The organism is Micromonospora sp. U56, from assembly GCF_018070095.1.
Classification (GTDB): domain Bacteria; phylum Actinomycetota; class Actinomycetes; order Mycobacteriales; family Micromonosporaceae; genus Micromonospora; species Micromonospora purpureochromogenes.
Genome location: NZ_JAGPYL010000018.1, coordinates 23,437 through 38,040, shown reverse-complemented (window position 1 = coordinate 38,040; position 14,604 = coordinate 23,437). Strand labels below are relative to the sequence as shown.

Here is a 14,604-nt window from a genome sequence, read left to right as displayed (position 1 = left end):
TCATGACAGTCACCGCCGACCTCGCCATGGTCAACCTGGACAGCTCCGACCCGGCCGCGCACGCCGACTTCTACCACCGCGTCCTCGGCTGGGAGATCACCCACAGCGAAGCCGACTACGCCATGATCAGCAGGCCCGACGGCGTCTCGATCGGGTTCGGCCGGGTCGACGGCTACCAGCCGCCGCGCTGGCCCGACGAGACCTCCGCCAAGCGCTACCACCTCGACCTGTACGTCGACGACCTGACCGTCGCGGAGAAGGAGTTCGTTTCGGCGGGCGCGACGAAGCCCGAGTTCCAGCCCGGCGACGGGCGCTGGGTGGTGCTGCTCGACCCGGTGGGCCAGCCGTTCTGCATCTGTCCCCGCCCGCGCGGCTGACGGCCGCCGCCCCCGGCCGGACCGGGGGCGGCGGTGGTCGTCTCCCTGGTGCGGCGCGGGTCAGCCGCGGCGGCGGGCCCGCGCCGCCCAGATCGCGTACGCCGGGTCCCGGTCGAGGTTGTGCCGGTCCCGGTCGTAGCGGCGGGTGGTGCGCGGATCGGCGTGACCCATGGCGTCCTGCACGTCCTCCAGCGGCACGCCCTCGGCTCGGGCGGTGGTGGCGAAGGCGTGCCGCAGCGAGTGCGGCGACAACTTCGCCGCCGCCGGAATGCCGGCGGCCAGGGCCAGCCGGCGGACCAGCCGGAACACCGAGTGCCGGTCGAGTCGACCGCCGGTGGCGGTGGCCAGCAGCGGGCCGGTGAGCTGTTCCACACCCACCCCCTGCGCCGCCGCCCGCTCGGCCAGGTACGCGTCCACGGCGTACGCGGTGCCGGGGGTCAACGCCCGACGGCGTGGCTTGCCGCCCTTGCCGACGAACCGCACGCTGCGGTGCCCCCGCTCGGCACCCAGGTCGTCGAGGTTCAGCGAGACCAGCTCCCCCACCCGCAGCCCGAGGTCGGCGAGCAGGGCGATGGCGGCCCGGTTGCGGGCGGCGGTCGGGCCGGTGTCGGTGTCGGCGGCGGCCAGCAACGCGTCCACCTCCTCCGGGGTGAGCCCGATGGTCGCCGAGTGGTCCCGGTCGACGCGCGGCCGGTCGGCGCCGGAGACCGGGTTCGCCTCCACCGCCCGCAGCTTGACCAGGAACTCGTACCAGCTGGAGAGCGCGGAGAGCTTGCGGGCCACGGTCGCCGGGGTCAGCGGCCGGCCGGTCCGCGCGCCCAGGGTGGCCTCCAGGTCGCGGCCGTAGGCGTTGACGTCGAGGAAGTTGGCGTGCAGCGGGTCCAGTTCACGGGCGGCGCACCAGGCCAGCCAGCCGGCGATGTCCCGCCGGTACGCGGCGCGGGTGTGCTCCGACAGCCGCCGGTTGCGCAGCCACGCCTCGGTGAAGTCGACCGGCCCGGTCGGCAGGGCGGGCCGGGCCGAGGCGCGGGGCAGGACCGGGACGTCAGAACGCAGCATGTGAAAAAGGCTCTCAGCCTCGGCGGCCAATGACCATGAGGCGCGCCCGAGCGGATCCGCGCCGCGCGCTACCGTCGTCGGGTGCGTGCCAGCCGGCTGGTCTCCCTGCTGCTGCTCCTGCAGGCCCGGGGGCGGATGACCGCCCAGGAACTCGCCGAGGCGCTGGAGGTCTCGGTGCGTACCGTCTACCGCGACGTCGAGGCGCTCGGCGCTTCCGGCGTGCCGGTGTACGCCGACCGGGGCCCGGCCGGCGGTTACCGGCTCCTCGGCGGCTACCGCACCCGGTTGACCGGGATGACCTCCGACGAGGCGGCGGCGCTGTTCCTGGCCGGGGTCCCCGGGCCGGCCGCGGAGTTGGGCCTCGGCGCGGTCCTCACCGCGGCCGAGTTGAAGCTGCGCGCCGCCCTGCCGCCGGACCTGGCGGAGCAGGGTGACTGGATCCGGCAGCGGTTCCACCTGGACGCGCCCGGCTGGTTCCGGGACCCGGAACCCACCCCGCACCTGACCGCGCTGGCCGAGGCGATCTGGGAGGAGCGCCTGGTCGATCTCCGCTACCAGCGGTGGAAGCGCCCCCGCGAGGTGAGCCGGGTGCTGGCGCCGCTGGGCGTGGTGCTCAAGGCCGGCCGCTGGTACCTGGTGGCCCGGGCCGGGGAGCAGGTCCGCACCTACCGGGTCGCGGCCGTCCTGGCGCTGACCGTGCGCGACGAGCGGTTCGACCGGCCCGCCGACTTCGACCTGGTCGCCTTCTGGCGCGAGTGGACCGACCGGTACGAGCGCGGCGTCTACCGCGACGAGGCGCGGGTGCGGGTCACGGCCGCGGCGCTGGAGTTCATGGCGTACGTCTTCCCGCCGGCGATGAGCCGGGCGGCCCGGGCGGCGGCGGGCGCGCCGGACGCGCAGGGCTGGCTGCACACGACGGTGCCGATCGAGTCGGTGCGGCACGGGCACACCGAGCTGCTGAAGCTGGGCGCGCAGGTGGAGGTGCTCGCCCCGGCGGAGCTGCGGGAGCTGATGGCGGCCAGCGCCCACGCGATGGCCGCCATCTATCCGGCGCCGGCGGACGCGCCGCACCCGTCCACCGGCGATTCCACCGTCACGAGGTGAGCTGCTTGTGCCCGTTGCCGCTGCTGCCGGCGGTGACGGTGACCCGGCGCGGCTTGGCGCGCTCCGCGATCGGGATGCGCAGCGTCAGCACGCCGTTGTCGTACCCGGCCTCGAGGCGGTCGGCGTCGAGGGTGTCGCCGAGGAACAGCTGTCGGGTGAAGGTGCCCATCGGACGTTCGGCGGCGATCAGCTCGACGTTGTCGCCGGTGGGGCGGCGCCGCTCGGCGCGGACGGTCAGCACGTTGCGTTCGACAGTGCAGTCGATGCTGTCGGGGTCGACGCCGGGCAGGTCGAACGCGGCGTAGAAGTGGTCGCCGTCGCGGTAGGCGTCCAGGTGCATGACGGCGGGGCGGCTGGTGGTGCCGAACAGCTGCTCGGCGAGCCGGTCGATCTCACGGAACGGGTCGGTACGCATCAGCATGGTCGTGCCTCCTCGGTTCTCCTGGCCGAAGGTGTCGTAGTTGAGTCCATGCGGCTCAACTTCCTCTTCTCTATTTAACGCGCCGCGCGCCCGGCGTCAACTCGCGGAGGACCTTCTCGAACCAGTGCTCGGCGTACACGTCGTCGTTGTAGGCGGGGATCTCCAGGTAGCCGTGCCGGGCGTACAGGGCGCGGGCCTCGACGAGGTCGGCGCGGGTGTCCAGCCGGATCCGGTCGGCCCCGAACGCGCGGGCGTGCCGCTCGGCGCCGGCCAGCAGCGCGGCGCCGCCGCCGTGGCCCCGGTGGGCGGGGTGGACGTAGACCCGGGTCAGTTCCGCCCAGTCGGGCCGCCGCCGCAGCCCGGCGCAGCCGGCGGGTCGGCCGTCGCGGTACGCCACCAGCAGCAGACCGGTCGGCGGGACGAGGTCATCGCTGGGAGATTCGACCATCGCCGCCTCGACCTCGCCGGGCCGGACGGGTCGGCGGTGGTAGCGGCGGACGATCTCCTCGAAGTACCGCCACAGCAGATCCGCCGCGTCGGGGTCGGCGGGCCGGGCCGGCATCAGCGTCCAGGTGGGGGGTTCAGTGGTGCGCACCCGTCGATCCTCGCGCCGAGGTCAACGCAATTCCGCCGACGGGGACCTGGCCGGGGACGCGGCGGCGGCGTCCCCGGCAGGGACGCCGCCGTCATGCGTCGATCGTCAGCGGGCCCGCCGGGGCAGGGAGGCGATCAGCACCGCGGCGACCGCCAGGTGCATCAGCCCCAGCATCACCTTGGCGCCGGTGGTGGCCTCGGTGGCGACGACGGGGACGAGGGAGAGCAGGGCGATCAGCACCGCGACCGTGATCCAGATGGCGGTGGCCCGCCGGCCGGCGAAGCGCTCCAGCAGGGCCAGCCCGGCCCAGCCCACCAGCGCCGAGCCGAGGGAGAAGAGAATGACCGGCGCGAGGTTGACGACGAACGCCGGCTGGCCGGGGTTTTCGACGGTGTAGTCGACCCCGGCGACCGCGCCCACGATCCAGAGCACGACGCAGGTCAGGACGGTGACGGCCACGCCCAGGGCGCGGCGGCGCAGGGACGGGGTCGTAACGGTGGGATGCGCGGTCGCGGTCATGCGTGCTCCTCGGTCAGGGAACCAGACAGGTGCGACCGTACCAGATAGTTTCGTTCGGAACTATCCTGCTCAGGACTAGCAGGCGGGGCGGGCGCCGCAGGCCCCGCCGCCGGCGAGTCGACCGCCGACCAGGGCGCTGATCGAGCGCAGGAACACGGCGCGGTCGGCCTCGGGCAGGGTGGCCAGCACGTCCTGCTGGATCCGGCCGGCAATCTCCTGCGCCTCGTCGAGGACCTTCTCCCCCTCCGGGGTCACCTCGACCAGCCGCGCCCGCCGGTCGCTCGGCGAGGGCAGGCGTCGGGCCAGGCCCGCGCCCTCCAACTGGTCCAGGGTCACCACCATGGTGGTCTTGTCGATCCCGCACAGCTCGCCGATCTGCCGCTGGGTGAGCCCCCCGGGCCGCGCCTTGAGCAGCACGCAGTGCGCGCGCGGGGAGATGCCCAGCCGGGCCAGGCCGGCGGCGTGCTCCGCCATCAGCGCGTGACTCGCCCAGGAGAGCAGGAACATCAGGTCGGGTGAGCCACCGGGCGAGCGCGAGGTCATGCCCCGAGGCTAACAACACCGTCCGGCACCAGATGGTTTGCGCCCCGGACGGTCACGGCCCGATGCGCCAGTAGATCCCCTGCTCACGGGCGAGCAACTGCTCGTCCACCAGGTGGCGACGCAGGGTCACGTGATCCGAGCCGCCGCCGTCGCACCAGCGCCGCAGGATTTCGTCGACCGTCCGTTCCGGGTACCGCACACCCGGCTCGAACGCGCCCACGACGTGGGCCAGCAGCACCCGCCGCCGGCCGCGCTGCGCCGGCAGCCGCACCACCACCCCGTCGCGCAGGAAGGTGCGCAGCACCCGGTCCACCGGTTCCTCGGCGGCGGCGTCCGGCGCCGGCGTCCGCGCGGCCTCGCGGAACCGGTCGGCGTCGACCCGCAGGTCCCCGCCCGCGTCGGTGATCAACCCGGTCTCGGCCAGCCGCCGCAGCGCGGTCACGACCTGCCGGGTCGGCAGACCGGTGCGGTCCGCCACCGCCGTCGCGTCGGCGGCGCCGAGCACGATCGCCGCGAAGACCTGTCGCCGCACGTCGTCGGCGAGGGCGCCCGCCAGAGCCTGGGTCGTCATGCCGGCCACCCTGCCAGCCGGCTCACCGGCGACGCCAGGCGTTTTCCCGGCCGGCTCAGCCGGTGCTGCGTTCCGCGTGCAGGGAGACCCGCCGCAGCAGGTCGGCCAGGAGTCGGCGCTCGTCCGGGGTGAGCACGCCGAGCAGGCGGTGCTCCTCCTGGCCGATCACCTCGATCGCCGCGTGCCAGGCCGCGTGCCCGGCCTCGGTCAGTTCCACGTCGACCCGGCGCCGGTCCACCGTCGACGGCGTGCGCCGCACGAAGCCGCGTCGCTCCAGGGCGTCGACCCGGGCGGTCACCGAAGCGGGGGCCATCGCCATGTCGTCGGCCAGCTCGCCGGGGGTGGCCCGGCCGCGCCGCCCGGCGAGGGCGTGCAGGGTGTCGTACTCGTGGGCGGGCAGGCCGAGCTCGGCCAGGGAGCGGTCCTTCACGGTGCGCAGGTGCCGGGTGAAGCCGGACATCCGGGTGACCGCCCCCTCGACGTCGGGGTCGAGTTCCGGCAGCACGGGCAGCCAGCGTTCGATGTGCCGATCGGTGCGGTCACGTGCGGTCATGCCGGCCACTGTACGTCGACAGCTAAATATTCGTTGACGAAATGTTCGGTGTCGAACTAACTTGTCGGCGTGACCCATCCTCTCCGCGCACGCTCCTTCCGGCTGCTGTTCCTCGGCCGCACCGTGTCCGGCCTGGGCGACGCGGTCGTACCGGTCGCCCTCGCCCTGGCGGTGCTCCGCGCGACCGGCTCCACCGGCTCGCTGGCCCTGGTGCTGGCCTGCGCCATGGTCCCCCGGCTGCTCCTGCTGCCCCTGGGGGGCGTGGTGGCCGACCGGTTCCACGCCCAACGGGTCGCCGTGACCACCGACCTGGTGCGCTGCGCCGCCCAACTGGTGGTCGGGGTGCAACTGCTCGCCGACGCCCCCTCGCTGACCCACGTGGCGGTGGCTTCCGCGGTCGGCGGCGCCGCCTCCGCCTTCGCCATCCCCACCGCCGCCCCGCTGGTCGCCGGCACCGTCGAGGCCGACGGGCGGCAACGCGCCAACGCCCTGCTGGGGGTGACCGCCAACGTCAGCCGGCTCGCCGGTCCCGCCCTCGCCGGCCTGCTGATCTGGGCCGCCGGCCCCGGCTGGGCGTTCGTCCTCGACGGGCTCTCCTTCGCCGTCAGCGCCCTGCTGCTGGCCGCGATCCGGGTCCGGCACGTGCCGGTGCCGCACCGCTCCCTCGGCACCGACCTGCTGCGCGGCTGGCGGGAGGTGCGCGCCCGGGACTGGTACTGGACCAGCCTGATCGGGCACGGCGTGTGGAACGGCGCCGCGGCCGTGCTGATGACCCTCGGCCCCGCGGTCGCCGTCGACCGCCTGGGCGGCGAGGGTGTGTGGGTGCTCATGCTCCAGGGCGGGGCCGTCGGGATGCTGGCCGGCTCGCTGGCGGCCGGCCGGTTCCGGCCCCGCCGGCCCGTCCTGGTCGGCAACCTCGCCCTGGCCACGTACGCGGTCCCGCTGGTGTTGCTGGCCGCCGCGGCGCCCGCCCCGGCGGTGATCGCCGCGTACTGCCTCGCGCTGACCGCGCTGGGCTTCCTCAACCCGATCTGGGAGACCGTCGTGCAGGGGCAGTTCGCGCCCGAGGTGCTCGCCCGGGTCACCTCGTACGACTGGCTGATGTCGCTGGGCGCGATGCCGATCGGCTACGCGGTCGCCCCGCTCGCCGCCGGAGCCTGGGGCGCGTCCGCGCCGCTGGCCGGGGCGGCCCTGCTGGTCGCGCTCGCCTGCGCCGGCACCGCCGCCGTGCCCGGCGGACGGCGGCTGACCGGGCCCGGCGCCCCGGCTCCGGCGCGGGCCGGGGCGACGGTGGGCTGACCGGTCAGAGCGCGTGGCCGGTGGTGGCGTCCACGTGCTCGGGGATCTCGTCGTGCCGGTCCCCGACACTGGACGTGCCGGACGGCTCGAACATCAGGATGGACGCCCCGTCCACCGAGGACGGCCGGTGCGTCGTCCCGCGCGGCACCACGTACACCGCGCCGCGGGGCAGCACCACCGTCCGCTCGCCGTCGCCGTCGCGCAGCGCGATGCGCAGCTCGCCGTCGAGGACCAGGAAGAACTCGTCGGTGTGGTCGTGGACGTGCCAGACGTGCTCCCCGGCCACCTTGGCGACCCGTACGTCGTAGTCGTTGACCCGGGTGACGATCCGCGGGCTCCACAGCTGGTCGAAACCGGCCAGCGCCACCGCCAGGTCGATCGGCTCATCGTTCATCGGCCCATCCTGGCACCGCCGCGCCCGCGCGGGTGTCCCCCGCAGGGCTCACAGGAAGCGGTGCATGATGTGCAGGCCGACCCGCTTGCCGTCCGGCAGCGCGAACGCCTCCGGCACCGTGCCGATCACCGTGAACCCGAGCCGCCGGTACAGCTCCACCGCCCACGTGTTGGACTCGGCCACCGCGTTGAACTGCATCGCCGCGTACCCCTGCCGGCGGGCCCGGTCCAGGGCGTACTCGACCATCGCCCGGCCGACGCCGCGACCCCGCGCCCCGGCGGACACCATGAAACTGGCCGTGGCGACGTGCGCGCCGGGCCCGGGCTTGTTCGGGCCGATCTTCGCCGTGCCGAGGACCCGGTCACCGTCGAGGGCGACCACGGTGACGCCCGGCGGTGCCTCCACCCACATGGCGCGAGCCGACTCCTCGGTCAGCCCCGGGTCGTAGACGAAGGTGTCGGCCGCGACGACGACCTCCCGCACGATCGGCCACACCTGCGGCCAGTCGGCGTCGGCGAACTCTCTGATCAGCATCGAGGCAAAGTTAGTCGGGGCACCGCCGCGACGCCAAACGGATTCGATCCGTGCCCGTCGGGCGAACCGTGACCGGTACGGGACAAGACTCCACGTGGATCGCGTCGGCCGGCAACAAGGTCTGCAGGTGAGCGGCGAGCGTCGGCAGGTCCGGGAAGCTGGCCTCGACATCCGTCAACGGTGGCCGGCCCGGGGCTTCGACACCGAGCACCCGGCAGCCGGCGAGTCGCGCCGCCCGCGCACCGGTGGGCGAGTCCTCGATCACGACGACCTCGGCGGGCGTCACACCGAGGCGCGCCGCCGCCGCGAGGTAGATGTCGGTCGCGGGCTTCGGGTGCGTGACCTCGTCGCCGGCCGTCCGTCGTCCTCGTGCAGCGACGCCTTGTTGCCCGTGGTGCCGAGATCGTGTGCGATGAGCACCGCTCACACTCCCCTGCGCCCGAGCCGCGTGCCCTGCAGCTGGTCGATGCCGACGGCGACCAGGATCAGCCCGCCGATCGCGACCTGCAGCCAGAACGGGTCGATGCCCAGCAGCGTTCCGCCGTTGTTGAGCAGCCCGACGATGAGCGCACCGACCAGCGCGCTGCGCGGCGGTTACTTCACCCCACCGGCCGTGAGGCCTTCCACGATCCGCCGCTGGAACAGCAGCACCGCGATGACGAGCGGAATCGTTACCACGACGCCGGCGGCCATCTGCGTACCGAACGGCTGGTCGAACCGGTACTGCCCGGTGAACTGGGACACGATCACGTTCGCGGTTTTCATCTCGTTCTTGTTCACCACGCTGACCGCGATGATGAACTCGTTCCAAGCCGCGATGAAGACCAGGATCGCGGTGGTGAACACCCCCGGCGCGGCCAGCGGCATGATCACCTTGCGGAATGCCTGTGCGGGGGTGCACCCGTCGATCTGCGCGGCCTCCTCCAGCTCGAACGGCATTTGCCTGAAGAATGCGGTGAGCAGCCAGATCGCCAGCGGCAGGGCGAAGCTCATGCTCGGCACGATCATCGCCTGGTAGGTGTTGATCCATTCAATTTCGGTGAACAGTTGCAGCAGCGGCACCACCACCGCGATCCCGGGGAACATCGACATCGCGATGATGATCGAGAGGATCAGCCCCTTGCCGCGGAAGTTCAGCCGGGCGAGGGCGTACGCGACGCTGACGCCAAGGATCAGGGTGAGCAGCGTCGTCGTGCCGGCGACGATGACGCTGTTGAGCAGCGCACGTCCGAACCCGTTCCCCGGTGAGAACGCCGCCTTGAGGTTGTCCAGCGACGGCGGCGCGGGCACGAGCGAATTGGAGAACTGGTCGGATGGCCGCCTCAGCGCCGAGACCACCATCCAGTAGAACGGCGCCAGGCAGTACAACACGATCGCGGCCACGCCGACGTAGTACAAAGGGCTGGTCCGCCAGCGCGGCCCCTTGCCAACGCCAACGGCGGCCGTCTCCGGCAGCCGGGTTCTGGTGACCGATCTGCCGGCCGGTTGACTCATCGTGACCTCTCAATGCCGCGGCCGACGATGTCGGCGCCGAGGACCCGGACGAAGACGTACGCGACGACCGCGACGTATATGAACAACACCGTCGAGTACGCCGCGGCGGGACCGAAGCGCAAGTTGTTCATCTCGTACCAGGACAGGATGGACAGTGTCTCGACTGACGCCTTGTGCGGACCGATGAGGACGAACGGCAGGTCGAACATCCGCAGCACGTCGAGCATCCGGAACAGCACGGCGACCACAAGTGCCGGCTTGACCAGTGGCAGGGTGATCCGCCAGAAGGTGCGCCACGCGTTCGCGCCGTCGACCTTCGCGGCCTCGTACACCTCGGCCGGGATGATCTGCATTCCGGCGAGGACCAGCAGGCCGATGAACGGCGCGGTCTTCCAGGTGTCGGCGATCACCACGGCCAGCCACGCCTGGAAGCCCTCGGTGGTCCACAGCACGTTGGCGTTGAGGACGTCGTTGGCAATGCCGTCCGCCGCGAAGATCCAGCGCCAGAGCAGGGCCGAGATGGCGGTCGGGATGGCCCAAGGTACGAGAATGCTGGCCCTGACCAAGCCGCGGCCCCGGAACGCCTTGTTCATGATCAGCGCCATGCAGATGCCGATCGTGGTCTCGATGACCACCGTGACGACAGTGAACGTGGTCGTGTTCCAGAAGGCGTTCCAGAACACCTTGCCGGTATCGCCCGTGAAAATGTTCGTGTAGTTCTCCAGCGAGAACGCAGTCGTGCGGGTGATGAGGCCGGTGTTCGGGTCGATGCCCTCGATCGACTTGACGAACGAGAGCCGCAGTGCGGACAGGATCGGATACCCGATCACCAGGCCGAGCACGAGGAGGGACGGCGAGACCAGGTACGCCGCCAGTCTGCCCACGCCCTGGCCACGGCCGGGGTCGCGCCCGCGCAGTCTGCGTCTCGTGGTGGGCGGATCCACCGAGGTCGTCGTGGTCACGTGGGGACCTCCCTGCCGAGGTGTGCCGGGCCGGGGCTCGGCGCCCCGGCCCGCGATGCGGCTACTTGCTGGTGATCGACTCGAGCTTGCTCTGGAGGTCCTTCAGCGCCTGGTCGGAGGACTTCTTACCGGTCAGGGCCGCGTACGCCTCTTCCTGGATCGCGAGGGTCGTGTCGCCGTACTTGACCGCCTGCGGCCGGGCGACCGCGTTCTCCACCGACGCCTTGAGCATGGGCAGGTACGGGAACTTCTGCTGCAAGCCCGGGTCGTCGTACAGCGCGGTGTAGACCGGCGCCTCCGACGTCTTTTCCAGCTGCACCTTCGCCTCGGCCTCGCTGGTGACGAACTTGATGAACTCCAGGGCGCTGCCCTTGTTCTTGCCGAACTTGCTGATCGCCAGGTTCAGGCCGCCGAGGCTGGACTTGCCCGGGCCGCTCAATCCGGGCAGCGGGCTCACCGCGAACTTGCCGTTGACCTTGCTCGAGCCGTCGGTGGCGTTCGCCAGGGCGTACTGGTATGGCCACTGCCGGTGGAAGATCAGCTTGCCGTCTTGGAAGGCGCGCCGGCCGTCCTCCTCCTTATAGGTGATGGCATCCCTGGGAATCACCCCGGACGACAGGCCCTGCGCAAGGAAGTCCAGACCCTGCTTCGCCTCGGGCGTGTTCACGTTCGGCTTGCCCTGGCCGTCCACCACGACGCCGCCGGCGGAGTGCACGGCTTCGCTGAAGTTGACCGTAAGGCCCTCGTACTTCTCGAACTGGCCGGCGTAGCAGCCAATCCCAGGATTCTTTGCCTGCACCTTCTGGCAGGCCTGCTTCATGTCGTCCCAGGTCTTCGGGGCCGACGTGACCCCCGCGCTATCGAGCAGGTCCTTGCGGTAGAACAGCAGCCCGCCGTTGGTGCGCCACGGCGCCGCGTACAGCTTGTTGAAGTACTTGGCCGTCTCGATCGCCGGCTGGAGCATCCTGTCCAACGGGAACTGGTTTTCCGGTAGCTGCTCGATCCACCCGTTGGCGGCGAACTCAGCAGTCCAGACCACATCGGTAGAGATGATGGCGTACGCGTCCGACTTGGTCTGCGCATTCTGGATCAGCTGCTGCCGCTGCGCGTCGGCGGCCTCGGGCAACTCGATCAGCCGTACCTGCTCGTCCGGATGGTCCTTGTTCCACTTGTCCAACGCCGACTTGATGTAGCCAGACGTGTCCTTGCCGGTAGCCCAGGTGATGGGACCCTTGCCATCGAAGGTGCCTGGCTGGGCCTGCGTTCCGCCGCCGGCGTCGTCGCCACCACACCCGGCAACTCCCGCGGCAAGCGCCAATGTGCTGATGACGGCAACCGACAGCGACAAACGGCGTCGTCCTCGCATCACAGCTCCTCTTCGCGTCGCTCCATCGCGTCGCTTCGTCGTGCCGCCGCAAAGGGTGATCGACCAACGCAATCTCCGGCCCGTGAGGGCCAGGTCGCCCGCGACGGACCAGGTGACTTGAACGTTCCAATTCAATCTTCCTCGCATCGACCGGTCAACTGCCGTTACCACACCGTCATCCCGGTCGCGATCGCACCGACCGGCCAACGTGGACCACGGCCAGCGGCCGGGCGACGCGATGCAGCCGACCAACGCGCCGGTCCACTCACAGACGGCCACGTCGAAGAAGGTAGAGGAACGCCGATTGGCCGCTTCCATGCCGCCGCCGGTTGCACCTCATCCGCATCGCCGGCGACCCGGAAACCGGACGCACGTGTCAGCCCTTCTCCGCGCCCCTCGGCCGCGTCTCGGACGAAGTACCGCTGGAAGATCACGAAGAGGACCGCCACCGGGATGGTGGCCAGCAGCGCCGCCCCGAGCTTCAACGGATACTGGGTGCCCTTGCCGAGTGAGCCGCTGACCAGGGCGGCCGGGCCGGCGGCGAGGCCGGCCATGGATGAGGGAGCGGGGTACATCGGGTTCTCTTGTGGGGAACGGGGGTCACGCGGTGTGGCGCCGCACCAAGGTGGGCCGGAGCAGTACCTGGTCGGTGGTGGGGTGAGGGCCGTCGAGGACGGCGGTGAGCAGATCGACGCAGCGGGCCGCCGCCTCGCCGAGGGGTTGGCTGACGCTGGTGAGGCCGATCGCGGCGGCGACCGGGGTGTCGTCGAAGCCGATCACCGCCAGGGCCGGGGCGTCGGCCCGCACAGCCTGGAGGGCGCCGAGGGCGAGCGAGTCGCTGGCGCACAGCAGCGCGGTCGGCGCCGCCTCGGCGAGCAGCCCGCGCGCGTGGCGCTCGCCCTCGGCGATGCCGTCCACCGCCTCCCGGGCAAGTCCGGCCGGGTCGACACCGGCCGCGACGAGCGTGCGGCGCCAACCCGACCGCCGGTCGTCGCCGACTCCGGAGCCGGCTGGCCAGCCGATGAAGCCGATCCGGCGGTGACCGGCGGCCAGCAGGTGGGCAGTGGCCTCCGCCGTGCCGGCCGCGCCGTCCACGTCGACCCACGGGTGCACGTCGGGTGCGTCCCACGGCCGGCCGAAGGTCACGAACGGCACCTCCCGCTGCGCGAGCCAGGCCGTCCGGGGGTCGCCGTGGTCGGTGCCGGTGAGCACGAAGGCGTCGAGGTCGTACGCCCCGAGCAGGTCGTCGTACGTCGCGATCTCGCGCTCGGTGTCGGCGGCGGTGTAGAGCATGACGCGGTAGCCGGCGGCCTCGGCGGTCTCCGTGAGCCCGTGCAGGAACCGGTCGAGCACCGAGCCGTTGATCCCATCGCGGGTGGGCTCGATGCGGACGGCGATCAGCCGGGACCGGCCGGTCCGCATCTGCCGGGCGGCCTGGTTGGCCCGGTAGCCCAGCGCGGCGATGGCCTCCTGCACGCGCAGCCGGGTCTCCTCGCGCACGATGTGCGGCGCGTTGAGCACGTTGGACACGGTCTGCCGGCTGACTCGGGCACGTCGGGCCACCGTAGCGATGGTTACCTTTTCGGGCACGTCATCCCCTTCGCCGCTTTGAACGATCTGAGGGCAGCATTGGATCGTTCAAGTTGCCGGAATTTCGCAATGTGCATCGCGCGGGACGGTCTGTCAAGACATCCGCATCCGCACCTCACCGAGAAGGACCTGGAGCCACACCGTAACCGAACGCCACCTGCAACCCCTGCTGCACGATCTGGTGGGGGTCGTGCTCGCCCCGCGACCAGCGCGCTCGGGGACGCGGCTCAGGTGGCCGCACTGCTGACGACGGACGCAATCGCCGGCGGGTTCGGGCTGCACCATGTCCGCCCGCGATGCTGCGTTCAGTCCGCTGTCGTCGTACCGCTGCAGCTCGACCTGGTCTAGCACCTCGAGGACATGCCCGAGGTCCGCGACTGGTCCTCGGCGACTGGGCATAGCAGGGCTGGCATACGGATGCGACGGTCACGTCGCCGTGGCCGCCTGTACGTCGCGCGCCGAAAGCTGCCGAGGACACGCCCTGACCCCTGTGTCAGATGCCGGTTCACGTCGCCACCCGTCATCGCCTCGTGTACCGGGACGAGGTTGTCAGCAGGCACCGTTTGGCTGCACGGCCGATCGGGTAATCCACGAGGTTGAGAATCAGCGTGCTTCGCTGGAAGAACCGGAGGCAACAGTGACTGTGCGCGATGCCGACCGCCCATCGTACGAGGGGGCGGCGGCGCCCGGGGAGACGGCGACCAGTACCGGGGGCAAGGCCCTCGCCGTGCTGCGGATCGCGACCGGCGCCGTGTTCCTCTGGGCATTCCTGGACAAGCTCGTCGGGCTGGGCTATTCCACACCGTCGGAGCGGGCGTGGATCAACGGCGGGTCGCCGGCCAGGGGCTTTCTGTCCTCGGTCGAGGTCGGCCCGTTGACCTCGGTGTTTCACTCGATCGCCGGCACCTGGTGGGCCAACATCCTGTTCATGTTCGGTCTGCTCGCCATTGGCGTGGCGTTGATCGCCGGGATCGGGCTGCGCGTGGCCGCCGTCGCCGGCGCGGTCATGATGGTCCTGATGTGGTTCGCCGAGTTCCCGCCGGCGCAGCACAACAACGCTGGCGAGCCGACCGGGTCGACCAACCCGCTGGTCGACTACCACATCATCTACGCCCTGGTGCTGGTCGTTCTCGCAGCCACTCGTGCTGGCCACACCTGCGGCTTGGGCCGGTGGTGGACGCGGCTGCCGCTGGTACAGAAGAACCGCTGGCTCGTGTGAGCCT

Annotated in this window: 18 protein-coding genes; 4 read left to right on the top strand and 14 right to left on the bottom strand. The window is 71.5% G+C overall.

The window, feature by feature from the left end; genetic code table 11:
- The first annotated feature begins 2 nt into the window (after nt 1-2).
- A complete protein-coding gene (locus KBX37_RS09495) occupies nt 3-377 on the top strand; it encodes a VOC family protein (RefSeq protein ID WP_210775519.1) in 375 nt (124 codons plus the stop codon).
- Between the two features lie 60 nt (nt 378-437).
- Here KBX37_RS09495 and KBX37_RS09490 read toward each other — a convergent pair whose 3' ends face one another.
- Nucleotides 438-1,436, bottom strand: a complete 999-nt coding sequence (locus tag KBX37_RS09490) for a tyrosine-type recombinase/integrase (RefSeq protein WP_210775518.1) — start codon at nt 1,434-1,436, stop codon at nt 438-440.
- Nucleotides 1,437-1,517: 81 nt separating this feature from the next.
- Here KBX37_RS09490 and KBX37_RS09485 point away from each other — a divergent pair, with 81 nt between their 5' ends.
- Nucleotides 1,518-2,540 (top strand): YafY family protein, encoded by a 1,023-nt coding sequence (locus KBX37_RS09485; RefSeq protein ID WP_210775517.1) that lies wholly within the window; start codon nt 1,518-1,520, stop codon nt 2,538-2,540.
- Here KBX37_RS09485 and KBX37_RS09480 read toward each other — a convergent pair.
- The 6 genes from KBX37_RS09480 to KBX37_RS09455 form a co-directional block, all read right to left on the bottom strand.
- Complete coding sequence (locus tag KBX37_RS09480; protein WP_210775516.1) at nt 2,530-2,961, bottom strand: Hsp20/alpha crystallin family protein; 432 nt, start codon at nt 2,959-2,961, stop codon at nt 2,530-2,532. The genes KBX37_RS09485 and KBX37_RS09480 overlap by 11 nt on opposite strands.
- Before the next feature lie 70 nt (nt 2,962-3,031).
- Complete coding sequence (locus tag KBX37_RS09475; protein WP_307849012.1) at nt 3,032-3,556, bottom strand: GNAT family N-acetyltransferase; 525 nt, start codon at nt 3,554-3,556, stop codon at nt 3,032-3,034.
- Nucleotides 3,557-3,661: 105 nt separating this feature from the next.
- On the bottom strand, nt 3,662-4,075 hold the full coding sequence (locus KBX37_RS09470; RefSeq protein WP_210775515.1) for a DUF6069 family protein: 414 nt from the start codon (nt 4,073-4,075) through the stop codon (nt 3,662-3,664).
- Nucleotides 4,076-4,150: 75 nt separating this feature from the next.
- Nucleotides 4,151-4,618 (bottom strand): MarR family winged helix-turn-helix transcriptional regulator, encoded by a 468-nt coding sequence (locus KBX37_RS35445; protein ID WP_210775514.1) that lies wholly within the window; start codon nt 4,616-4,618, stop codon nt 4,151-4,153.
- A 52-nt stretch (nt 4,619-4,670) separates the two neighbouring features.
- Nucleotides 4,671-5,189 (bottom strand): DUF2087 domain-containing protein, encoded by a 519-nt coding sequence (locus tag KBX37_RS09460; RefSeq protein WP_210775513.1) that lies wholly within the window; start codon nt 5,187-5,189, stop codon nt 4,671-4,673.
- 55 nt (nt 5,190-5,244) lie between these two features.
- Complete coding sequence (locus tag KBX37_RS09455) at nt 5,245-5,742, bottom strand: MarR family winged helix-turn-helix transcriptional regulator (protein ID WP_210775512.1); 498 nt, start codon at nt 5,740-5,742, stop codon at nt 5,245-5,247.
- A gap of 69 nt (nt 5,743-5,811) precedes the next feature.
- Here KBX37_RS09455 and KBX37_RS09450 point away from each other — a divergent pair, with 69 nt between their 5' ends.
- Nucleotides 5,812-7,041, top strand: a complete 1,230-nt coding sequence (locus tag KBX37_RS09450; protein ID WP_210775511.1) for an MFS transporter — start codon at nt 5,812-5,814, stop codon at nt 7,039-7,041.
- 4 nt (nt 7,042-7,045) lie between these two features.
- Here KBX37_RS09450 and KBX37_RS09445 read toward each other — a convergent pair whose 3' ends face one another.
- The 7 genes from KBX37_RS09445 to KBX37_RS09415 form a co-directional block, all read right to left on the bottom strand.
- Nucleotides 7,046-7,435: a cupin domain-containing protein gene (locus tag KBX37_RS09445; protein ID WP_210775510.1), complete on the bottom strand. Its 390-nt coding sequence runs from the start codon at nt 7,433-7,435 to the stop codon at nt 7,046-7,048.
- Between the two features lie 48 nt (nt 7,436-7,483).
- Complete coding sequence (locus tag KBX37_RS09440) at nt 7,484-7,969, bottom strand: GNAT family N-acetyltransferase (RefSeq protein ID WP_210775509.1); 486 nt, start codon at nt 7,967-7,969, stop codon at nt 7,484-7,486.
- A 10-nt stretch (nt 7,970-7,979) separates the two neighbouring features.
- On the bottom strand, nt 7,980-8,396 hold the full coding sequence (locus tag KBX37_RS09435; protein ID WP_307849011.1) for an HAD family hydrolase: 417 nt from the start codon (nt 8,394-8,396) through the stop codon (nt 7,980-7,982).
- A gap of 167 nt (nt 8,397-8,563) precedes the next feature.
- The gene (locus KBX37_RS09430; RefSeq protein ID WP_210775508.1) at nt 8,564-9,463 is read right to left on the bottom strand and encodes a carbohydrate ABC transporter permease; all 900 of its coding nucleotides are present in this window, start codon (nt 9,461-9,463) and stop codon (nt 8,564-8,566) included.
- A complete protein-coding gene (locus tag KBX37_RS34325; RefSeq protein WP_210775507.1) occupies nt 9,460-10,425 on the bottom strand; it encodes a carbohydrate ABC transporter permease in 966 nt (321 codons plus the stop codon). Before KBX37_RS34325 ends, KBX37_RS09430 begins: the two co-directional genes overlap by 4 nt.
- 61 nt (nt 10,426-10,486) lie before the next feature.
- Nucleotides 10,487-11,791, bottom strand: coding sequence for an ABC transporter substrate-binding protein (locus tag KBX37_RS09420; protein ID WP_210775506.1), 1,305 nt, complete (start codon nt 11,789-11,791; stop codon nt 10,487-10,489).
- 600 nt (nt 11,792-12,391) lie between these two features.
- Nucleotides 12,392-13,381, bottom strand: a complete 990-nt coding sequence (locus tag KBX37_RS09415; protein WP_210775505.1) for a LacI family DNA-binding transcriptional regulator — start codon at nt 13,379-13,381, stop codon at nt 12,392-12,394.
- A gap of 643 nt (nt 13,382-14,024) precedes the next feature.
- On the opposite strand from KBX37_RS09415, the gene KBX37_RS34315 reads away from it, so the two are divergent.
- On the top strand, nt 14,025-14,600 hold the full coding sequence (locus tag KBX37_RS34315) for a DoxX family membrane protein (protein ID WP_307849010.1): 576 nt from the start codon (nt 14,025-14,027) through the stop codon (nt 14,598-14,600).
- Nucleotides 14,601-14,604: the final 4 nt, after the last annotated feature.